General features: G+C 63.6%; 20 protein-coding genes. 14 read left to right on the top strand and 6 right to left on the bottom strand.

Going from position 1 to position 21,756, the window contains the following annotated elements:
• Positions 1–4: 4 nt before the first annotated feature.
• Positions 5–424 (top strand): GFA family protein, encoded by a 420-nt coding sequence (locus AC1Q80_RS12185; protein WP_492360585.1) that lies wholly within the window; start codon positions 5–7, stop codon positions 422–424.
• A 44-nt stretch (positions 425–468) separates the two neighbouring features.
• On the opposite strand, the gene AC1Q80_RS12190 is transcribed toward AC1Q80_RS12185, so the two are convergent.
• Positions 469–870, bottom strand: coding sequence for an ACT domain-containing protein (locus AC1Q80_RS12190; protein WP_209790646.1), 402 nt, complete (start codon positions 868–870; stop codon positions 469–471).
• Between the two features lie 178 nt (positions 871–1,048).
• On the opposite strand from AC1Q80_RS12190, the gene msrA reads away from it, so the two are divergent.
• Positions 1,049–1,786, top strand: a complete 738-nt coding sequence (gene msrA, locus AC1Q80_RS12195) for a peptide-methionine (S)-S-oxide reductase MsrA (protein ID WP_492360586.1) — start codon at positions 1,049–1,051, stop codon at positions 1,784–1,786.
• Positions 1,787–1,850: 64 nt separating this feature from the next.
• Here the strand turns inward: msrA and AC1Q80_RS12200 are convergent, their stop codons facing one another.
• A complete protein-coding gene (locus AC1Q80_RS12200; protein ID WP_492360587.1) occupies positions 1,851–2,774 on the bottom strand; it encodes an alpha/beta hydrolase in 924 nt (307 codons plus the stop codon).
• Between the two features lie 160 nt (positions 2,775–2,934).
• On the opposite strand from AC1Q80_RS12200, the gene AC1Q80_RS12205 reads away from it, so the two are divergent.
• The 10 genes from AC1Q80_RS12205 (at position 2,935) to AC1Q80_RS12250 (ending at position 12,988) form a co-directional block, all read left to right on the top strand.
• Positions 2,935–3,843 (top strand): LysR family transcriptional regulator, encoded by a 909-nt coding sequence (locus AC1Q80_RS12205; protein WP_173420700.1) that lies wholly within the window; start codon positions 2,935–2,937, stop codon positions 3,841–3,843.
• A 203-nt stretch (positions 3,844–4,046) separates the two neighbouring features.
• On the top strand, positions 4,047–5,207 hold the full coding sequence (locus AC1Q80_RS12210) for an ABC transporter substrate-binding protein (RefSeq protein ID WP_173420701.1): 1,161 nt from the start codon (positions 4,047–4,049) through the stop codon (positions 5,205–5,207).
• Positions 5,208–5,395: 188 nt separating this feature from the next.
• Positions 5,396–6,394, top strand: coding sequence for an ABC transporter ATP-binding protein (locus AC1Q80_RS12215; RefSeq protein WP_492360588.1), 999 nt, complete (start codon positions 5,396–5,398; stop codon positions 6,392–6,394).
• Positions 6,391–7,341 carry an ABC transporter permease gene (locus AC1Q80_RS12220; RefSeq protein WP_173420703.1) on the top strand — a complete coding sequence of 317 codons (951 nt, stop codon included), beginning with the start codon at positions 6,391–6,393 and terminating at the stop codon, positions 7,339–7,341. Before AC1Q80_RS12215 ends, AC1Q80_RS12220 begins: the two co-directional genes overlap by 4 nt.
• Positions 7,331–8,143, top strand: a complete 813-nt coding sequence (locus AC1Q80_RS12225) for an ABC transporter permease (RefSeq protein WP_492360589.1) — start codon at positions 7,331–7,333, stop codon at positions 8,141–8,143. The genes AC1Q80_RS12220 and AC1Q80_RS12225 overlap by 11 nt, the downstream gene beginning before the upstream one ends.
• 24 nt (positions 8,144–8,167) lie before the next feature.
• Positions 8,168–9,595, top strand: coding sequence for a gamma-aminobutyraldehyde dehydrogenase (locus AC1Q80_RS12230; RefSeq protein ID WP_492360590.1), 1,428 nt, complete (start codon positions 8,168–8,170; stop codon positions 9,593–9,595).
• 75 nt (positions 9,596–9,670) lie between these two features.
• The gene (locus AC1Q80_RS12235) at positions 9,671–10,162 is read left to right on the top strand and encodes an ester cyclase (RefSeq protein ID WP_209790642.1); all 492 of its coding nucleotides are present in this window, start codon (positions 9,671–9,673) and stop codon (positions 10,160–10,162) included.
• A 242-nt stretch (positions 10,163–10,404) separates the two neighbouring features.
• On the top strand, positions 10,405–11,160 hold the full coding sequence (fhuF, locus tag AC1Q80_RS12240; RefSeq protein WP_173420707.1) for a siderophore-iron reductase FhuF: 756 nt from the start codon (positions 10,405–10,407) through the stop codon (positions 11,158–11,160).
• Complete coding sequence (locus tag AC1Q80_RS12245) at positions 11,153–12,307, top strand: ABC transporter substrate-binding protein (RefSeq protein WP_492360798.1); 1,155 nt, start codon at positions 11,153–11,155, stop codon at positions 12,305–12,307. The genes fhuF and AC1Q80_RS12245 overlap by 8 nt, the downstream gene beginning before the upstream one ends.
• 159 nt (positions 12,308–12,466) lie before the next feature.
• Positions 12,467–12,988 carry a hypothetical protein gene (locus AC1Q80_RS12250; RefSeq protein WP_209790639.1) on the top strand — a complete coding sequence of 174 codons (522 nt, stop codon included), beginning with the start codon at positions 12,467–12,469 and terminating at the stop codon, positions 12,986–12,988.
• A 24-nt stretch (positions 12,989–13,012) separates the two neighbouring features.
• Here the strand turns inward: AC1Q80_RS12250 and AC1Q80_RS12255 are convergent, their stop codons facing one another.
• A complete protein-coding gene (locus tag AC1Q80_RS12255) occupies positions 13,013–13,597 on the bottom strand; it encodes a cysteine hydrolase family protein (RefSeq protein ID WP_492360591.1) in 585 nt (194 codons plus the stop codon).
• Between the two features lie 123 nt (positions 13,598–13,720).
• Between AC1Q80_RS12255 and AC1Q80_RS12260 the strand changes: the two genes are divergently transcribed.
• The gene (locus AC1Q80_RS12260; RefSeq protein WP_234941860.1) at positions 13,721–14,155 is read left to right on the top strand and encodes an Lrp/AsnC family transcriptional regulator; all 435 of its coding nucleotides are present in this window, start codon (positions 13,721–13,723) and stop codon (positions 14,153–14,155) included.
• Between the two features lie 159 nt (positions 14,156–14,314).
• On the opposite strand, the gene AC1Q80_RS12265 is transcribed toward AC1Q80_RS12260, so the two are convergent.
• From AC1Q80_RS12265 to AC1Q80_RS12275, 3 genes are all read right to left on the bottom strand, one after another.
• Positions 14,315–15,601, bottom strand: coding sequence for an aromatic ring-hydroxylating oxygenase subunit alpha (locus AC1Q80_RS12265; RefSeq protein ID WP_492360592.1), 1,287 nt, complete (start codon positions 15,599–15,601; stop codon positions 14,315–14,317).
• Between the two features lie 268 nt (positions 15,602–15,869).
• Positions 15,870–18,317 carry a GcvT family protein gene (locus AC1Q80_RS12270; protein ID WP_492360593.1) on the bottom strand — a complete coding sequence of 816 codons (2,448 nt, stop codon included), beginning with the start codon at positions 18,315–18,317 and terminating at the stop codon, positions 15,870–15,872.
• Positions 18,314–20,761 (bottom strand): GcvT family protein, encoded by a 2,448-nt coding sequence (locus tag AC1Q80_RS12275; RefSeq protein ID WP_492360594.1) that lies wholly within the window; start codon positions 20,759–20,761, stop codon positions 18,314–18,316. Before AC1Q80_RS12275 ends, AC1Q80_RS12270 begins: the two co-directional genes overlap by 4 nt.
• Before the next feature lie 128 nt (positions 20,762–20,889).
• Here AC1Q80_RS12275 and AC1Q80_RS12280 point away from each other — a divergent pair, with 128 nt between their 5' ends.
• A complete protein-coding gene (locus AC1Q80_RS12280) occupies positions 20,890–21,756 on the top strand; it encodes a LysR family transcriptional regulator (RefSeq protein ID WP_492360799.1) in 867 nt (288 codons plus the stop codon).

Raw genomic sequence — 21,756 nt, forward strand, 5'->3', positions numbered from 1 at the left:
TCCGATGAAAAAGCCCTATCGCGGCAGCTGCCATTGCGGCACCGTTGCCTTCGAATGCCAGCTCGATTTTGCCGAAGGCATCCGCCGCTGCAATTGCAGCTTCTGCGCCAAGACGCGCATGCAGAAATCCTTCGCGCTCCGCGACGAATTTTCGATCATGAGGGGCGAGGAAGCGCTGACGAGTTATCGGGCGCAGCCGTCGAACTGGCAGGAGGGCGACGTCGACCATTATTTCTGCAGCCGCTGCGGCGTCAGGCCGTTTTCCCGCGGCTACCTCAAGGATTTCCTCGGCCATTTCTACGCTGTCAACGTCGCCTGCCTCGACGGCGTCAGCGATGAGGAACTGGGCGCGGCCCCCATCATCTACGAGAACGGCCGTCACGACGACTACGAAAACCCGCCCGCCGACATCCGCTTCATGTGATCGGCAAAGCCCGGAAAGCCGGTAAGGTACCAAGCGGGGTCAGGTCAGGCGGGGCTCAGCGCCCGCAGTGCCTCAAGCGCACGTTCGGCGTCCGCCTCAGGTACGAAGATGTGGTCGTGATAATAGGCAGCGACGACATTCGCGCTGATGCCTTCGCGCGTCAGCGCCGTCGCCACCGCTGCCGTGAGCCCGACGGCTTCGAGCGCCGAATGCACGTTGAGCGTGATGCGAGCAAGCAACGGCCCATAGGAAAGGTCGGCGGCATCCGCCGCCGGGCGCTCCAGGATCAGGGTCACCCCTTCGTCCTCGCGATAGGTCGCAAGCGGCTCGAGCGTCATGTAACGCTGCGCCTCGTCATGGGGCACGGTGCAATAGACATAGGTTTGTGGAAACAACACCGGCGCCATCGTCGCCAGCAGCTTCGCAAGATCCGTTTCCCCGGCCATCATCCCTCCCCGCAATGTCTCGCGATCCTCATTTCGAGGGGCCGCCGAGTCCTCGTGACTGTGGTAGCGGATCGTCACATTGCCGTGAAGCACGCTCTTGCGATTTGCTTTCGAAAGGTCTCGCGAAAAACATGGGCGCAACACGGCCGCCGCCCGACCGCGGCAGAGGAACCCACCGATGTTTGCAAAACCCGACAGTCAGCCACGCACTGTGAAGGCCGGCCGACGCTTGCAATGGATTGCCCGCGCATTCGCACTCAGTGCCACGATTTCCGGCGCATCGATGGCAAGAGCCGCCGAACCGGCCATATCCATTCCGCCGCCGTCACTCGACGAAAAAACCGCCAGCGGACCGGAGACGGCGGTGTTTGCCGGCGGCTGCTTCTGGGGCGTCCAGGGTGTGTTCCAGCATGTGAAGGGTGTGAGCAAAGCCGTCTCCGGCTACGCCGGCGGCAGCCGCGACACAGCATCCTACGAGGCCGTCAGCAATGGTGATACCGGCCATGCGGAGTCGGTGGAAGTGACCTACGACCCGAGCAAGGTCAGCTATGGCAAGCTGCTGCAGATCTTCTTCTCTGTCGGCCACAACCCGACGCAGCTGAATTATCAGGGGCCTGATCACGGCACGCAGTATCGCTCGGCCCTGTTCGTCACCACGCCGGAGCAGAAGAAGATCGCCGAGGCCTATATCGCCGAACTCGGCAAATCCGGCGCGTTCCCGGCCGCGATCGTCACCGAGATTTCGCCGCTCAAAGGCTTCTATGCCGCCGAGGCCTATCACCAGGATTTCCTGACGCGCAATCCGACCTACCCCTACATCGTCTATAACGACATGCCGAAGATCGAGAACCTGCGCCAACTGTTCCCGCAGAGCTTCCGCACCAATCCAGCGCTGGTGTTCAAGGCGAAGAGCTAGCCCGACCCAGAAAGAACCGAGGCGCACTGAAGCCGGATTTACGCATCCATCAGGACCGAAACGTTCATCCGGTTCCAACAAGAACGGCAATGCCGCCAGCCAGACGGCGAAAGCCTTCCAGCGCACCCTCGCTCATGTGCCGGGCGCGAAGCCAGGCATGGATCATCTGCGGCTCTTCGCGAAAGGTGACGTTGACGCCAGCCATCGTGAGCCGTGCAGCATAGATGCGGGCGTCGTCGCGCAACGGATCGAAGAACGCGCCGGTGATATAGGTCGGCGGCAGACCCGAAAGATCCGTCTCCGCCAGCGGTGCTGCAAACGGATTATCGGCCGGCGCCTGCAGTATGTCCCGGTAGTACTTCGTATCGGCCGTCGTCAGCCCCGGCGCTTCGGACATCTCGATATAGGAGCCGGAAACGAGATCGCCGCCGAGACCGGGATAGATCAATGCCTGCCCGACGATACCGGGCAGTCCGTCGGCCCGTGCCTTGAGCACAATGCCCGCCGTCAGATTTCCACCGGCGCTGTCGCCGGCAACGACAACAGGACGGCCATCCGCGAGCAGGGCCTGAAGCACCGCGTAGCAATCCTCGAAGGCAGCCGGCCAGACATGGTCCGGCGCCAGGCGGTAATCGACACTGACGAGTTCGGCGTGAGCGAAATCGGCAAGCTCGGCGCAGATGGCATCATGGCTGTCGAGCGAGCCGACGACGAAGCCCCCGCCGTGAATGTAGTAGATCCGGGTGTCGGTAGAGACCGTCGCCGGCCGGTAGCGCCGGATCGGGATGCGGTCCTCGACAAGCGCATCCTCGCGCGTCAGGCCTTCGGGCGATGGCGCGTCGAACTCGGCGCAGAGCGCATCGTACCACTTGCGCTGCTGTTCGATCGACGCATCCACCGCATCGGCGGGATAGAAGGCTTCGCAGCGCCGATGGAAGGCGAGGATGCCCTCTTCCGTCGGCATCGGTTTCAATACGCCCTGATCCAAAGTCCGCCTCCCTGATCTTACCGGCGCAAGTCTAGCATCGGCCGGCCCGCCTTCTGTCCGGAAACCGACATCATCCAGAAAATCCCGCCGCGGTTGCATTGTCGGGGACGATCTCGTGGCCGCGCTTGCAACCGCGCCTTCACAGCGATTAACTGCGCGGATGGCCTTCACCTTCAGACAGTTGCAGTACTTTGTCGCCGTCGCCGAGCAAGGCTCGATCACCCGCGCGGCCCAGAACCTGTCGATCTCGCAATCCTCGATCACCGAGGCGATCAAGGAGCTTGAAGGCGACCTCGGCGTCGAACTGTTCGACCGACATCCGCGCGGCCTGTCGATCACCCACAATGGCCACCAGTTTCTGCGGCACGCGACAAAAATCCTGTCCAATGTCTCCGACGCAAGACGCAGCTTTTCCGACAGCCGCGAGGAGACGGGAGGCAAGCTCAATCTCGGCGTAACATCGCTGGTGGCCGGCTACGTGCTGTCGGACCTGCTCGCGCGCTATCGCCGCGCCTGCCCCGGCGTCGATGTCAGTGCCATCGAGGACAACGGCTCCTATCTCGAACATCTCTTGATCGGCGGTGAACTCGACGTCGCCGTCATGGTCATCTCCAACCTTCGCGACCGCATGGCGCTGCAGGCCGAAATCCTGGAAACCTCCCCCTATCGCCTCTGGCTGCCGATCGGCCATCCGCTGGTCAGCGCCGACATCATCTCGATCAGCGATATCGCCAAGGAACCGCTGATCATGCTGACGGTCGACGAAATCGAGGAGAACACCGGCAAGCTCTTGTCGGCGCTCGGCGCGCGGCCGCATGTCGCCTTCCGCACCCGATCGGTGGAGGCCGTGCGCAGCCTGGTGGCGACAGGCGCGGGCATCGCCCTTCTGCCCGACCTCGTCTACCGCCCATGGTCTCTTGAAGGCGACCGGATCGAGAGCCGCGACGTCTCGGGCGCCCTTCCGGTCGTCCAGGTCGGCATGGTCTGGCGCAAGGGCTCCAGCCTGCCGCAATCGGCACGCGATTTCGTCGGTATCGCCGAAGCGCTGCGCAGCGCCCGTCCACGCTAAAAATCCGAAACAGGTCAAAAATACAAAGAAAATCATGAGGATGCGTCACCGCAGATGAGTGCGCTCCCGTTCACTTACGTCGATATATCGGAAAAACCGATAGCGGCATTCTGATTAATGAATTTGCGAATGCGGAGAAATCAAGGCACGCTTCAACCTGGGAACGAAGCCGTAAAATGCGGCTCAAAACTGGGAGAATTCAGATGAAGCAGATCCTGAAATCCTGCACTGCGCTGACGCTGTCGCTCGGCCTCGTGGCGCCTGCCTTGGCGCAGGAACCGCTGAAGGAACTGGGCAAGGGCGAAGGCGAACTGTCGATCGTTGCATGGGCCGGCTATATCGAGCGCGGCGAGACCGACAAGAACTACGACTGGGTCACCGATTTCGAAAAGCAGACCGGCTGCAAGGTCTCGGTCAAAACGGCCGCCACCTCGGACGAAATGGTCGCGCTGATGAACGAGGGCGGCTTCGACCTCGTCACCGCCTCGGGCGACGCCTCGATGCGGCTCGTCGCCGGCAAGCGTGTCCAGCCTGTTAACACCGATCTCATCCCCAGCTGGAAGACCATCGACGAGCGCATGCAGAGCGCGCCCTGGCACACGGTCAACGGCGTTCACTACGGCACCCCTTATGTCTGGGGCCCGAACGTGTTGATGTACAACAAGGACGCCTTCAAGGGCGAAGCGCCGAAGAGCTGGAACGTCGTCTTCGAGGAAATGACCCTGCCTGACGGCAAGTCCAACAAGGGCCGCGTCCAGGCCTATGACGGCCCGATCCACGTGGCGGATGCCGCCAACTACCTGATGAAGCACAAGCCGGAACTCGGCATCAAGGATCCCTACGAACTGAACGAAGACCAGTACAAGGCAGCGCTCGAGCTGCTGCGCACCCAGCGCACGCTCGTGGGTCGCTACTGGCACGACGCGATGATCCAGATCGACGACTTCAAGAACGAAGGCGTCGTCGCCTCCGGCTCCTGGCCGTTCCAGGTCAACCTGATGGAAGCCGAAAAGCTGCCGATCGCCTCGACCATTCCGGAAGAAGGCGTGACCGGATGGGCCGACACCACCATGCTGCACGCCGAAAGCGCCCATCCGAACTGCGCCTATATGTGGATGGAGCATTCGCTTTCGCCCAAGGTCCAGGGTGACGTCTCCGCCTGGTTCGGCGCCAACCCTTCAGTCGGCGCCGCCTGCAAGGGCAACGAGCTTCTGACCGACGCCGGCTGCAAGACCAACGGCTACGAGGACTTCGAGAAGGTCAAGTTCTGGAAGACGCCGGTGACGAAGTGCGCAAGCCAGGGCGAATGCGTGCCCTACCACCGTTGGGTCTCTGACTACATCGGCGTCATCGGCGGCCGCTGAGCCTCAGCCGCATCGCAAGCATTAGCCCCTCGCCCTGACCCTCTCCCCGCATGCGGGGAGAGGGAACGCCCCCGGCAAACCCGCCGGATGAGCTTTGGGCGAGACGCCGACCGCACATCCCCTTCTCCCCGCGAGCGGGGAGAAGGTCGCGGCAGCGGGATGAGGGGCTGGAATCCTGGAGCAATTTGATGTCCACCGCCGTTCTTTTCGACAATGTTTCCCGCCACTTCGGCGCCGTGCGCGCGGTCGATGGCGTGAACCTCGAGATCGCCGAGGGCGAATTCTTCGCCATGCTCGGCCCCTCGGGCTCGGGCAAGACCACGTGTCTCCGCCTGATGGCCGGCTTCGAGCAGCCAACCGGCGGCCATATCGAAATCTTCGGCGAGACAGCCGAGGGCGTGCCGCCCTATCGCCGCAGCGTCAACACCGTATTCCAGGACTATGCCCTCTTCCCGCACCTCTCGATCCTCGACAACGTCGCCTATGGGCTGATGGTCAAGGGTGTCGGCCGCGAGGAGCGTCGCAAGGCGGCCGAGGATGCGCTCGCCATGGTCAAGCTGCCGAGCTACGGCAGCCGCCGCCCAGGCCAGCTCTCCGGCGGCCAGCGCCAGCGCGTGGCGCTCGCCCGCGCCCTCGTCAACAAACCGAAGGTACTGCTCCTCGACGAGCCGCTCGGCGCGCTCGACCTCAAGCTGCGCGAGCAGATGCAGGAAGAACTGAAAACCCTGCAGAAATCGCTCGGCATCACCTTCGTGTTCGTCACTCACGACCAGGGTGAAGCGCTGTCGATGGCCGACCGCATCGCCGTCTTCAACGATGGCCGCATCCAGCAGCTCGGCAGCCCCGAGGAAGTCTACAAGCAGCCGAAGACCCGCTTCGTCGCCGATTTCGTCGGCTCGTCGAACGTGCTGCCGGCAAAGCTCTGCCAGAAGCTCGGCGTCAGATCCGCCTATGCCAGCCTTCGCCCCGAGGCGATCGTGCTGTCGGCACCGGGCGAAGGCGCGCTCAGCCTCAACGGTACCGTCTCCGCCCATAGTTTCCTTGGCGCGGTCAACCGCGTCGTCGTCGATGTCGATGGCGCGCGCATCGCGGTCGCAAGCCCGGCCGCACTTGCCGTGCCCAAGGTCGGCAGCCCCGTCACCATCAGCTTTGCGGCGCATGAGTTGCACCCGATGGAGGACGCATGACCGCCGTCACTGAAAATATCGTCCTGCCGGACCGCCGCGGCCCAGCGGGCCGGCTGTCGGACTTCTTCTGGAAGCATCCGCACGTATTGCTCACCGTCCTGCTGGCGCCGCCGCTTCTGTGGCTCGGCGTCGTCTATGTCGGCTCGCTCTTTGCCCTGCTGCTGCAGAGCTTCTTCTCGATCGACGACTTTTCCGGCCTGATCAATTACGAGTTCACCTTCGCCACCTACCGCCAGCTGCTCAGCGAAACCAACCTCGACATCATCCTGCGCACCGTGTCGATGGCGGCCATCGTCACCATCGCCTCCGCGCTCATCGCCTTCCCGATCGCCTACTACGCCGCGCGCTACGCGCAAGGCAAATGGAAGGTGCTGTTCTATCTCGGCGTCATGCTGCCGCTCTGGTCGAGCTACCTCGTCAAGATCTATGCGTGGAAGCTCATTCTCGCCAAGGAAGGCATCGTCACCTGGTTCCTGGGAAAGCTGCATCTGCAGTGGCTGCTCGACGCCTGGCTCTCGCTTCCCGTCGTCGGCGGCAACTCTCTCTCGGTCAGCTACACCGGCACTTTCATCGTCTTCGTCTATGTCTGGCTGCCGTTCATGATCCTGCCGATCCAGGCAGCGCTGGAACGCGTGCCCGGCAACCTGATCGAGGCCTCCTCCGATCTCGGCGGCACGCCGGCACAAACCTTCCGCCACGTGCTTTTCCCCCTGGCGCTTCCCGGCATCGTCGCCGGTTCGATCTTCACCTTTTCGCTGACGCTCGGCGATTACATCATTCCGCAGATCATCGGCTCGTCCCGGCTGTTCATCGGCCAGGCGGTCTATGCCCAGCAGGGCACGGCCGGCAACATTCCGCTTGCCGCCGCCTTCACCGTCGTGCCGATCGTCATCATGGGCGCCTATCTCTTCGTCGCCAAACGCATGGGGGCCTTCGATGCGCTCTGAACGCAACCGCTCCCCCCTCGGCCTCAAGATCGCCGCCGCCGCCGGCCTTGCCTTCATGCATGTGCCGATCCTCTTGATCTTCCTCTACGCCTTCACCACGGAGGAAAAGAGCTACCAGTTCCCGCCGCCGGGGCTGACGACGCAATGGTTCGCCGTCGCCTGGAACCGGCCGGATGTCTGGGCAGCGCTGACGCTGTCGGTCAAGGTCGCCTCGATCGCGACCGCCGTCGCGCTGGTGCTCGGCACGCTCTGTGCCGCCGCCGTCAGCCAGACGCGCTTCTTCGGCCGCGAGACGATCTCGCTCCTGGTCATCCTGCCGATCGCGCTTCCCGGCATCATCACCGGCATCGCCTTGCGCTCGGCTTTTTCCATGGCGGAGATCCCGTTTTCGTTCTGGACGATCGTGCTCGGCCACGCGACCTTCTGCATCGTCGTCGTCTACAACAACGCAGTCGCCCGCTTCCGCCGCATCTCCGGCTCGCTGATCGAGGCCTCGATGGATCTCGGCGCCGACGGCTTCCAGACCTTCCGCTACATCATCCTGCCGAACATCGGCACGGCGCTTCTGGCCGGCGGCATGCTCGCCTTTGCGCTGTCCTTCGACGAGGTGATCGTCACCACCTTTACCGCCGGCCAACAGTCGACGCTGCCGATCTGGATGCTCGAAGAGCTCATCCGCCCGCGCCAACGCCCGGTGACCAACGTGGTCGCCATGATCGTGGTGCTGGTCACCTTCCTGCCGATCCTCGGCGCCTACTACCTGACCCGCGACGGCGACCAGATCGCCGGCGGCGGCAAATAATTCGACGTTCAAGGGAGAACAGACATGGACACCCAGCTTTTGATCGGATCGCGCTTCGAGGCCGGAACCGAAGCCGAGGAGCTTATCCTCAACCCGCGCACCGGCGCCAAGATCATCGATCTCGCCGAAGCCTCGCACATGCAGGTCGAGGCGGCCGTCGACGCGGCGGAGCGCGCCTTCGTTTCCTGGTCGATGACAACGCCCGGCGAGCGCTCCGGTTATCTGCTGAAGATCGCCGACGCGATCGAAAGGAACGCCGACGATTTCGCGGCGCTCGAAGCCCTCAACTGCGGCAAACCGATCAACGCGGTAAGGAACGACGAGCTGCCCGCGATCGTCGACTGCTGGCGTTTCTTCGCCGGCGCCATCCGCAACCTGCATGCGCCGACGGCAGGCGAATACCTCCCGGGGCACACGTCCATGGTCCGCCGCGATCCGGTCGGCATCGTCGGCTCAATCGCGCCGTGGAACTACCCGCTGATGATGATGGCGTGGAAGCTGGCGCCGGCGATCGCCGGCGGCAACACCGTCGTCTTCAAGCCGTCGGAACAGACGCCGCTGACGGCGCTGAAACTCGCCCGCCTTCTCGCCGACATCCTGCCGGAAGGCGTGGTCAACGTCGTCACCGGCCGGGGCGAAACCGTCGGCAATGCGCTGATCAACCACCCGAAGATCGCGATGGTCTCGATCACCGGCGATATCGCCACCGGCAAGAAGGTGCTGACGGCCGCCGCCAAGACGGTCAAGCGCACGCATCTGGAACTCGGCGGCAAGGCGCCCGTCATCGTCTATGACGACGCCGACCTCGAAGCGGTCGTGGGCGGCATCCGCACTTTCGGCTACTACAATGCCGGCCAGGATTGCACCGCCGCCTGCCGCATCTATGCCGAGGCCGGCATCTACGAAAAGCTCGTCGCCGACCTCAGCTCGGCCGTCTCCACTATCCGCTACAATCTCGCCGACGACACCGAAAACGAGATCGGCCCGCTGATCTCGCGCCGCCAGCGCGACCGCGTCGCGAGCTTCGTCGAGCGTGCCGCCGACCAGAAGCACATCGAAATCACCACCGGCGGTGCGCCCGGCAGCGCCGATGGCTTCTTCTTCCAGCCGACGGTGATCGCCGGTGCAACCCAGGAGGACGAGATCGTCCGGCGTGAGGTGTTCGGCCCGGTCGTTTCCGTCACCCGCTTCACCGGCAAGGACGATGCCGTCGCCTGGGCCAATGACAGCGATTACGGCCTTGCCTCCTCTGTCTGGACCAAGGACATCTCCAAGGCGATGAACGCCGCATCGCGCCTGCAATATGGCTGCACCTGGATCAACACCCACTTCATGCTGACCAACGAGATGCCGCATGGCGGCGTCAAGCAGTCCGGCTATGGCAAGGACATGTCCGTCTATGCGCTGGAGGACTACACTGCGGTGCGCCACATCATGATCAACCACGGCTAGGAGTTAAGGGCGTGGCGCGGCCTTCGCTCAGGCAGCGCCCGCCCCCTCAGGCCACCACAAACGGGAGGAAATACCATGTACCGCCGCCAACTGCTTGTTGCTGCAGGTGCTCTGGGTCTGAGCGCCGTTCTGCAGGTGCCCTCAGGCTTTGCCGCCGATGCGGCGCCTGATGTCGTCAAAGCCTATGTCGCAGCGTGGAACGCCCATGATGCGAGCAAGGCCGCATCCTACTTCGCCGATGACGTCACCTATTACGACGCATCCGTCGGCAAGCCGGTCAACGGGAAGGACGCCGCCAAGACCGGCGTCATCGACAACTTTCTCAATGCAGCTCCGGATGCCGTCTGGACCATGAAGGGTGATCCCATCGCCGCCGGCGACAAGGTCTCCTTCGAATGGGAGTTCTCCGGCACCAATTCGGGCGCCTGGGCCGATGGCACGGCCGCAACCGGCAAGGCCTTCAAGTTCACCGGCGCCTCGGTGTTCACGGTCAAGGACGGCAAGATCGCCGCACAGAACGACTATTACGATGCGCTCGGCTTCTACAAACAGCTCGGCCTGCTGTAACCGAGAACAAAACCGGCCACTGGCAAACCGCGAGTGAAGGCTTGCGGTTCTTCCCGGCTCGCTTTCCCAGCATCGAAACATGGTCGCAAATCATAAAATGACTTGCGCCTGAAGAAATCATGAGTAACACGATCACCTTATGAGTTTCTGACCGTTGCTCAGAAGGTGTATCGCATGCTTGCAACAAGGTTCGCTGCTTCAGCCGGGCGCCCGGTTGTGTCTCGCTCGCGTAAGGTGATGCGATGACGGCTGCCGCGTCCGAAGCGATCATGGAGACGGGCGGCACCAAGGTGCTCTCATCCGCCTTTTCCGGGCCACATGCCTGGTGCAACGAGAAGATGATGCTGTCGGGCGATCTTTCCGACGGCATCGCGCTGCCGGAGTTCTTCGCCTCCGGCGCCTTTGACCGCGCGCTCGACACCTACGCCGAGAAGTCAGGGGGAACAGACCGCCGCGCGGTCGCCTCCATGTGGTCGCTCTACTATTTCTCGGCCCTCACCATCCCCTACCTCGTCGCCCGCGTGCTCGATCATCAGGTGCTGCCGGTCGCCTTCAACCGCATGAAGGTGGCGCTGGCAGACGATGGCCTGCCGCGCGCCTTTGGCGTTGACGATGCCGGCGACTGGCAGGCGGGTGATGACGACGACGTCTTTGCCACCCTGGCGCCGCTGATGGGCGAGCACCTGCGCGAGGTCGTCGGCTATCTCAAGTCGAGCGGCGGCATCGCCCCGAAACTCGCCTGGAACAACGCGCTCGTTTACATCGACTATGCCCTGCGCGCTGCCGGCGTCGAGCCGCTTCATGCCCAGGCTGAAGCCTTGATTGGCAGCAAATCCCTGCCGGACGGCTCTCCCAATCCCTTCTTCGATTGCCTGCGCCACGAGGAAGAGGACGGTGCGCGCGTGTGCCGACGCAAGATCTGCTGCCTGCGTTACCTGCTCCCGGGCGTTCGCAGCTGCGGCAGTCTCTGCGCCCTCCCCAGCCAACGGAATCAGTAGTTTGCTTCATCTCGCTTTGCGGTCCGCGGTCCGGATTATACTGGCCCTCCTCGTCACCATCCCGCTTTTCGCCATGCCCGCACGGGCCGAAGGCAAATGGCCGATGACAGTGAAGGACGCAGCCGGGCGCGAGGTGACGATCTCAGCGCCGCCAAAGGCGATCCTGCTCGGTAGCGGCTTTAACCTCGTCGCCCTGTCGCTCATCCATCCGGATCCCGTCAGCCTGCTCGCCGGCTGGTCCGGCGACATGAAGGGTGCCAATCCCGAGATCTACGAGAGCTTCCGCCAGAAATTCCCGGCGATATCAGACGTGCCACTGATCGATGACGGCACGATTCCGGGCCTGTCTTACGAAACACTGCTGACGCTGAAGGCTGACCTCGCAATCCTCGCCAACTGGCAGGCCGACAACGAGCCGGGCCAGCGCGCCATCGACTATCTCACCAGCACCGGCGTGCCTGTCATCGTCGTCGATTTCAACAGCGATCCGCTCAAGACCACGCCCGACATGATGCGGCTTCTCGGCCGGATCCTGGAGCGCGACGAGCAGGCGGAAGCTTTCGCCCGCTTTTACGAAGACAAGCTGGCGCTCATCCGCTCCAGAGTCGCCGCCAAGCCCGAGCCGCGGCCGAGCGTGCTGATGGATGCCTTCCCGAAGCCCGACCAGTGCTGCTGGGCCTATGGCGTCGGCGGCCTCGGCGAGTTCCTGACGATTGCCGGCGGCCGCAACATCGCCGAAGGCACGCTGCCGCGCCCGGGCGGCACAGTGAGCGCCGAAGCCGTCATCGCCGCAAATCCGGATGTCTACATTGCCACTTCGTCTCCCGGTGGAACCTACAGCAGCTTCTCGATCGGCCCCGGCGTTGCCAGGGATGAGGCCGAACAGACACTGGCCGCTGCGGTCAAGGCGCCGGTCCTTACCGGTATCGCAGCGGTCGAGAGCGGCCGCGTCCATGGCATCTGGAACTTCTTCAACGCCATCCCGCTCAACATCGTCGCTGCCGAAGCCTTCGCCCATTGGCTGCGCCCCGACATCTTTGCCGATCTCGACCCGGAAAAGAGCCTCGCTGAGATCAACGAACGCTTTGCCGCCGTGCCCTTCGAAGGCACCTATACCGTCAGCCTGGGCGCCGATACGCCGCGTTAGAGACCCCGCGAAACCCAACACAATTGCAATGGCAGCAAGGGGTTGGCGAAAAGACGTGCGATCCAAACCAGGAAATGCCGAAGGCGTGACCTTCGAGCGCGCCCGGCGATGTTGCCACCCGCTCCGCACCCTATATAAGGGTTGATAAGGAGGAGCTTCATGCTTTGGTTGGTAGCGTTGGTTGGCGTGGCGATCGTGTATCTGGCGGCGCGTTTCAGCCGCTTTCGCCGGTGGGCCGAGCCCATCCTTTCGGTCGCAGTGGCAATCGCCCTGCTCTCCGCTTTCATCGTCTGGATCAGCGATCGCGGCGAGCGCAAGGCTCAGGCACCTGAGCCAGTAGCGACAGTTCCCGCGGTTCCGGCAGCAAAGAACATCAGTCTCGGCGATATGACCTTCGAGCAAAGCCAGCCCGAGCGAAGCTTCCGCCTGCGCGGCACGGTCACCAACAACGGCGCCACACCGCTCGAATATTTCCGGCTCTCCGTGACGCTTGAAGACTGCCCCCAGGACGCCTGCACGAAGATCGGCGACGACACCGCGCTTGTGCTTTCCCGTGTGCCCGTCGGACAGGCAAGGCCATTCGAAACCTTCCTCACCTTCCCGAGCCGCGAGGGCGAGAGCCTGACGACGCCGAAGTGGACCTACCAGGTGCTGGAAGTCCGCGGCGCCGCCAGCAAGTAAGTCTCTGCCAGCTTTGCGGTCCGCTCAAGCCGCCGATGCCGGCCGCAACGCCGAGACGATCTGCGCTGTCGTCGTCACCTCTGCGAATTCCGCCCGCAACGTCGCGACATGTGCCCGGTGAATGTCCCGCGCCGGGATCGTGCCGCCCGCGCCATCTGGCTGGTCGAAACAATCGCAGGCATCCTCCACCAGGATGACCCGATAGCCGAGATTGGCGCCGACCCGCACGGAGGTCGAGACACACATATCCGTCGAGATGCCGAAGAGCACGATCGTATCAACGCCGAGCCGGCGCAGGCGCAGATCGAGGTCGGTACCGACGAAGGCGGCGTTGACGCTCTTGCTGACCAGTGGCTCGTCGCCGACGGGTGCAAACCCCGTACGCGGCGCATTGCCGGCCGCACCCGGCGCAAGGGTCGAGCCCGGCGCGACGCTGTCGTGGCGCACATGGATGATCGGCCGGCCGGCCGCGCGCCATGAGGCAAGCAAGGCGCGGCCATTTTCATCGACGGCATCATTCCAGCGCGGCGGCCAGGGAGCGGCATCGAACGCCTGCTGCATGTCGATCGGGATAAGCACGGCATTGTCGGGAAGTCGCTGTTTGGTCATGGCTAACGCTCCTTGGTTGCCTGAGGAAGCTAGCTGCCTTATCGTCCGGTTTCACTGGACAAGATGACGTCCGGCCGGACGAAGTTCCGGCCTGGCGCGCATGGGGGCGACACATTGACAGAAATGGATGAGAAAGACCGGCTTCTGGTAGCAGCGCTTCGACAGGATTCGCGTCAGAGCCTCGTGGCGCTTGCCCGCCATTCTGGCCTGTCGCGCAGTGCTGCCCATGAACGTCTGCGCCGGCTGGAAACGAAGGGCGTGATTGCCGGTTACACCATTCGCTTGGGGGTCGAGGACAAGGCACCGGTGGTGCGCGCGCTGATCGCCGTCTCCTTCCAGCCCGGCAAGAACTGCGACCACATCGTCCCGCATCTGGCCGGCATGCCGCCGGTCGTCAGCTGCTGGTCGCTTGCCGGCGAGACCGATCTTATGCTCCTGATCGAATGCGCCTCCAATGGCGATCTCGACACCATCCGCCGTCAGATCTCGCTGATCTCGGGCGTCGCGACGGTGCAGACCCATGTGGCACTGCGCACCCATTTCGACCGACGGGATTGATCGCGCAACGGCGCTGCACGACGCGCTTTGTTTCGGCCTCAATGCCGTAACTGAGCCATAGATACTTGCCTCAATCCCGTGCTCGTCACGGGAATCTAGCGACGGCGCGTCCGCGCCGTCAGTGAGGTGCTTCGCCCAGCTGCAGTGTTCAAAGTGTTTTCACACCGCCGACGCGGCGCTGCCCGCTCCCTGTGGCAGGCTCATGGATGAAGGTTGGGACGGCCGGCTGATCTCGTCGAGATACCAGTTGATGTAGCGCAGCTCGTTCTGCTCCATCGGCGCGATCGGCCCCGGCACGAAATAATGCGAGCGCACGCCGCGCGAGGTGTGCTCGATGATCGTCTTGTCCTCGTCCGTCGTCACCGTCCACAGCCAGATGAGCTTTTCGAGATCGTAGTCCCGTCCCTCCTCTGCCTTGCCGTCGACGAGCCAGATGAGTTCCATCTCGCAGGTGCCGGCCGTCTTCGGAATGAAGCGGTAGATCATGCCGTGGTCGGGGTAACAGACGAGGAATGTCGTGCCGCCGAGATGGATGGAGGTAACGCCGCCATCGAAATCGCTGAAGCGGCCCATCAGGGTGCTGAGCGGCTGGCCATCCTTGCTGCCGGTCTTGACGCCGTCATAGAGCGCGTAGCGGAAGGCATGCACCGTTTCCTTGCCGCCTGCCGAGGACTGCCAGTGGTCGCCGGAGCCGACCTCGATACCGAGCGCGCAGGTGCGCGCTTCCATCTTGGCATTCAGCTCCTCGATCATGTGCAGCGGCTGTTCCAGCGCATGCGTCTCGGAATATTCCGGATGGGCCGGGCCGCAATGGTAACACTCGACATAGTTCTCGACTGCGAGCTTCCAGTTGGCATCGACGGGATAGGATTGCCGGTGCGCGACCTTGGCCTCCGCCCAGCCATACTGGCCGCAGGTAGCGTGCAAGAGGTTCTCGACCTCGGAGAAGTCGAGCGGCTGTTCGGCAAAGGAGATGAAGATCAGACCTTCGACCACGCGCACATGCAGCTTCTTCAGCCCATGGTCCTCGCGCTTGAAATCCTTGGGCATCAGCCGCGCCGCCTTCAGCGCGCCGTCGTTGCCATAGGTCCAGGCGTGATAGGGACAGACGAAGGCGCGGGCATTGCCCTTGTCCTTGGTGCAGACCTCGGCGCCGCGATGGCGGCAGACATTCAGCATCGCATGGATCGCGCCGGTAGCGGTGCGTGTGACGATCACCTGCTCGGAGGCCATGCGAAAGACTTCGAAATCATTGGGGTTCGGGATCACGCTTTCATGCGCGACGCAGTGCCAGTGGCGGCGAAACACCCGGTCGAGATCGCGCTCGTAGATGTCCTCGTCGTGGTAGAAGGCGCGGGCGAGCCCATGGCCCGGCCGATGCGCTGCCACCAGCTGATCGATGCGGTCGCCCGCGACGGTGGTATTGGAAAGGTCCGATGCGAACATGGGCCTGTACTCCCGAAAGATGGACCGGAAGAACCGCGTTCCGGCGCGCGTATTTTCGTTGTGCCTCGAAAGGCCCCTCATCCGCCTGCCGGCACCTTCTCCCCGCAAGCGGGGCGAAGGGACATCGCAGCACCCACTCGTTCCCCAAATCCATTTGCGACTCCGCCATTTCGACGACTGCCATCGTATGGCAAGCGTGCCGCATTCTCGTCCCCTCACCCCGCCTGCGGGGAGAGGGTTAGGGTTTGGGGCAACTCCAAGCGCGAGTTCACATCCGCACCCGCTCCGCCCGTGGGTCGTACATCGCCTTCAGCGACGCCTCGGCCTTCACCCGCGTGCCGGCGATCTCGATCTCGAAGCTGGAGCCAAGCACATCGGCGTCGCTCTCGCCTTCCGACGGCACGTAACCGAGGCCGATGGCACCGCCGAGGTGGTGGCCGTAGTTGCCCGAGGTGATGGTGCCGACGATCTTGCCGTCGCGCACGATCGCCTCGTTGTGGAAGAGCAGCGGCTCCGGATCGGCGAGGCGAAACTGCACCAGCCGGCGCGACAGCCCACGATTGTGTTTGGCAAGCACCGCCTCGCGCCCGATGAAATCGCCCTTGTCGGTTTTGACCGCAAAGCCGAGCCCGGCTTCGAGCACGTGGTCCTCGTCGGTGATATCGTGACCGAAATGCCGGAAGGCCTTTTCGATGCGGCAACTGTCAAGCGTGTGGATGCCGCAGAGCTTCAGCCCGAGATCCTGCCCCGCCGCCTCCAGCGCCTCGAACACATGCGCCGTCTGGTCGGTGGAGACATAGAGTTCCCAGCCGAGTTCGCCGACATAGGTGACGCGGTGGGCACGGGCGAGCCCCATGCCGATCTCGATCTCGCGCGCCGTGCCGAAGGGATGCGCGGCATTCGAGAAATCGTTCGGGCTCACCTTTTGCAGAAGGTCGCGCGATTTCGGCCCCATGACGCAGAGCACGCTTTCGCCGGCACCGACATCGGTGATGACGACGAACTCATCGCGCAAATGCTTGCGCAGCCAGGCGAGATCGCGTTGCAGCGTGGCGCCAGGCACGACGAGCAGGAAGGCGGTCTCCGAAAGGCGCGTGACCGTCAGGTCGCTTTCGATGCCGCCGCGGCCGTTGAGCATCTGGGTGTAGACGATGCGGCCGGCCTCGACATTCATCTCGTTGGCGCAGAGCCTCTGCAGGAACGAAAGCGCGTCGCGCCCCTCAACCCGGATCTTGCCGAAGGAGGTCATGTCGAACAGGCCAACGCCATTGCGCACGGCCAGGTGCTCGGCCTTCTGGTTCTCGAACCAGTTCTGCCGCTTCCAGGAATAGCGGTATTCGCGCTCCTGGCCGTCATTGGCAAACCAGTTGGCCCGCTCCCAGCCTGCGACTTCGCCGAAGACGGCGCCGCGGCTCTTAAGGTGTTCATGCAGTGGCGAGCGCCGCACGCCGCGGGCCGTCGCCATCTGGCGATAGGGGAAATGATCGGCATAGAGCAGCCCCAGCGTCTCGGAGACCCTATCCTTGAGGTAGGCGCGGTTCTTCTGGAACGGCTGCGCCCGGCGGATATCCACTTCCCAGAGATCGAACGGCGGCTCGCCGTCGTTCATCCATTGAGCCAGCGCCATGCCCGCCCCGCCGGAAGAAACGATGCCGATCGAGTTGTAGCCGGCAGCAACCCAGTAGCCTTTCACCTCCGGCGCCTCGCCGAGATAGTAGCGATCGTCGGGCGTAAAGCTCTCCGGGCCATTGAAGAAGGTATGGATGCCGGCCGTCTCCAGCATCGGCATGCGATTGACCGCCATTTCGAGGATCGGCGAGAAGTGGTCGAAATCGTCGGGCAACTGGTCGAAGCAGAAGTCCTCGCGGATACCGTCCATGCCCCAGGGCTTCGCCTTGAGTTCGAAGGCGCCGACCAGCATCTTGCCGGCATCCTCCTTGTAGTAGGTGCACTCGTCCGGCACGCGCAGAACCGGCAGGCGCGTGAGGCCGGGGATCGCCTCGGTGACGATGTAGAAGTGCTCGCAGGCATGCAGCGGCACGGTCACGCCGGATTGCCGCGCGAACTCGCGGCCCCACATGCCGGCACAGTTGACGACGTGGTCGGTCTCGATCGTATAGGTCTCGCCATTCTGCTCGCAGGTGACCCCGGTTACCCGGCCATCCTTCTTCAGCACGGCCGTAACCTTGACGCCCTCGATGATCGTAGCGCCGTTCTGCCGCGCACCCTTGGCAAGCGCCATGGCGATGTTGGCCGGGTCGCACTGGCCGTCGAGCGGCAGGTGCACGGCCGCCTTCACGTCCGAGGTGTTGAGGTGCGGATACATCGCCTTCACCTCGTCGGGCGTGATCTCACGCACGTCGACATTGAAGGCGCGCGCGAGCGATGCCTGGCGATAGATCTCTTCCTTTCGCTCCTCCGTCAGCGCCACGGTGATCGAGCCGTTCTGGCGCATGCCGGTGGAAATGCCGGTCTCGGCCTCGAGCTTGACGTAGAGGTCGGCGGAATATTTCGCGAGCCGCGTCATGTTCTGCGAGGCGCGCAGTTGCCCGATCAGGCCGGCCGCATGCCAGGTGGTGCCCGACGTCAGCTGCTTGCGCTCAAGCAGCACCACGTCGGTCCAGCCGAGCTTGGCCAGGTGATAGGCGACGGAACAGCCGGAGACGCCGCCGCCGATGATGACGGCCCGGGCTTTCGAGGGGATGGGCTTGGTCATGCGCGCAGTCTTTCATTGGAGGGATCCCAGAGCGGCTGGTCGGCCTCGACCGTCGCCTTGAAGCGGTCGCCGAAGATCTCGACCTCGATCTCGTTGCCGGGTACGGCGAGATCGGCCCTGAGCATGCCGAGCGCGATCGACTTGCCGACGCGGTAGCCCCAGTTGCCCGAGGTGGTCTCGCCGACCACCTGGCCGTCCGCCCAGAGCGTCGACATATAGGGCGCATCGCAGCCGTCGGCGGCGACCGTCAGGGTGACGAAGCGCTTGGAAACGCCCTGCTGCTTCTCCCGCTCCAGTGCGGCCTTGCCCTTGAAGCCCGGCTTTGCCCAGTCGACGAAGCGCTCGAGCCCGCCCTGCAGGATGGTGTAGTCGGTGGAGAGATCGCCCTTCCAGGCGCGGTAGCCTTTCTCGATGCGCAGGCTGTCGAGCGCCTCCATGCCGAAGGGTTTCAGGCCATGCTTCTCGCCGGCCGCCCACACGGCGTCGAAGATCGTTGCCGTGTCCTCGACCTTCGTATGGATCTCCCAGCCGAGTTCACCGGCAAAGGAGACGCGCACCAGCTGGCAATAACGCCCGGCGATTTGCGCCGTCTGGTGCGTGAGCCACCCCTTGGCGAGATCCGCGTCGCTGACCTCTGCGAGGATGTCGCGCGATTTCGGCCCCGTCAGGATCTGGCAGCTGAATTGCGTGGTGACGTCGTCGAGCGTGAAGGCGGCATCTGCCGGCAGGTGCTTTTGCAGCCACTCGAGATCGTGCCACTGCGCCGTTGCCGCCGTGATCAGGAAGAAGAAATCCTCGTCCAGCATCATGACCGACATTTCGGTGACGATGCGTCCCTTGTCGTCGGAGAAATAGGCAAGGCCGATGCGGCCGGGCTTCGGCACGCGCCCGGTGATCAGGCCTGACAGCCACTCGGTCGCGCCCTTGCCCTTCACCCGGAAGCGCGAGAAGCCCGGCAGGTCGAGAATGCCCGCGGCATCGCGCACGGCGAGACATTCCTCCTCGATGCGTTTGGCCCATGGCCCTGCCCGCCCCCAGGTCTGCGTCGCCTCTTCCGAGGTGTCGTCGCCCGGTTTGGCGTACCACATCGCCCGTTCCCAGCCGTTATAGGGCTTGAACTGGGCGCCGAGCGCTGCGATCCGGTCGTGGATCGGCGACAGCTTCTTGCCGCGGCCGGCAGCCCAGTAATGCTTCGGGAAATGCATCGCGTATTCGTGGCCGTAGATCTCCATGCCCTTGGCGATGCAATAATCCTGGTCGGTATAGTCGGTGTAGCGGCGCGGATCGCAGGACCACATGTCCCACTCCGTCTGGCCCTCGGTGATCCACTCGGCGAGCACCTTGCCGGCACCGCCCGCCTGGCAGATGCCGAAGGTGAAGACGCAGGCCTCGAAGGCATTGGGCACGCCAGGCATCGGCCCGATCAGAGGGTTGCCATCGGGCGCATAGGGGATCGGCCCGTTGATGATCCGCGACAGCCCGGCGGTTCCGAGGATCGGCACGCGCTCGACGGCATCGTTCAGATACCATTCCAGCCGGTCGAGATCGTCAGGGAAGAGCTGGAACGAAAAGTCTTCGGGCATCGGGTCGTCGGGCGTTACCCAGTGGGCGCGGCAGTTGCGCTCATAGGGCCCGAGGTTCATGCCGTTCTTCTCCTGGCGGAGATAGTAGGAGCTGTCGACGTCGCGCAGGAGCGGCAGCTTGTGGCCTGCCTCCTTCGACCAGGCGGCAAGCTCCGGGATCTCGTCGAACAGGATGTACTGATGGCTCATCACCATCATCGGCACGTCGCGGCCGAACATCTTGCCGACCTCGCGGGCGTAATAGCCGGCGGCGTTGACGACGTATTCGCAGCGGATTTCCCCCTGCGGCGTGGTGATCACCCACTCGTCGTTCTCGCGGCGCGCCGCCGTGACGGGACAGAAGCGGATGATCTTTGCGCCCATGTCGCGCGCGCCCTTGGCCAGCGCCTGCGTCAGCTGCGCCGGATCGATATCGCCGTCATAGGGGTCGTAGAGCGCGCCGGTCAGATCATGCGTTTCGAGGAACGGGTAGCGGCTGCGCATTTCGTCCGGCGACAGGATATCGAGGTCCATGCCCTGGTAGCGGCCCATGCCGACGACGCGCTTGAACTCCTGCAGCCTCTCCTTGGAGTGACCAAGCCGGATCGAGCCGGTGACATGATAGTTCATCGGATAATCGACGAGCGCGCCGAGATCGCGATAGAGCGACGCGGAATAGCGCTGCATGTTCATGATCGACCAGGACGACGAAAACGTCGGCACGTTGCCGGCCGCATGCCAGGTCGAGCCGGCCGTCAGCTCGTTCTTTTCCAGAAGCACGCAGTCGGTCCAGCCGGCCTTGGCAAGATGGTAGAGCGAGGAAGCGCCGATCGCTCCCCCACCGATGATCACGACACGCGCGTGAGACGGCAAATTCGACATGCACTGTTCCCTCGTTTTGCCGGAATTCTTGCCGTTGAAACGAGGCGCCATCAAGCGACGGAAACAGGCTTTATTGATCGATGAATTCGATTAGATTGGACGGACCTTCGAAAACGGACGCAATGCCGATGCAAGTGGATCTGATCGAGACGTTCCTGGACCTGATGGAGACCCGCTCCTTCAACCGCACCGCCGAGCGGCTGAACATCACCCAGTCCACCGTTTCCCACCGGGTCAAGGCGCTGGAGGGCCAGTTCAACCGCAAGCTCTTCACCCGTAACAAGGGCGGGACCGTGCCGACGGCTGCAGGCCTCAGGTTTCTGGATTACGCAAAAGCCCTGCAAAACCAGTGGCATGAGGCAACACGCGCGGTCACCAGTGCGGGCGCGCTGGAGCGCTCGATGCGGCTCGGCATCCAGCACGATCTCGCCGAAGCCTTTGCCGGCGAATGGCTATCTGCCATCCGGCTGGAGCTGCCGACCACCGAATTTTACATGGAGGCGGATTACTCCAACCAGATGAACCGGGATCTCGGCGCCGGCGATCTCGACCTCGCTTTGCTCTACACCCCGCACTACCTGCCCGATCTTCACTACGAAAGGATCGGCGATGTGCATTACGTGATGGTCGGCACCGATGCCGCCTCGCTGTCAGATATCAAGGTCGAGACCTATATCCAGGCAATCTATTCGCCGGCGTTTGACCGCGCTCACCGGCTGGCTTTGCCGCATCTCTCGGCGGCACCGGTGGCGACCGGCCAGAACATGGCGATTACCGTGCTCCTGCACTCGCTCGGCGGTGCCGCCTATGTCACCGCCGCAACAGCCGATCGGCTCGTCCAGTCCGGCCGAGCAAAGCTCGTCGCCGATGCGCCGGTGATCCCGCAGTCGATCTATGCCGCCACCAGCCTTCGCACCCGCCACGCGCACCAGCACCGCAAGATCATCGGCGCGATGCAGGCTCTGCTTTCCGCAGGAAGTGAGGCCCTGGGCTGA

Source organism: Ensifer sp. GW823-FHT05D09 (assembly GCF_058795755.1).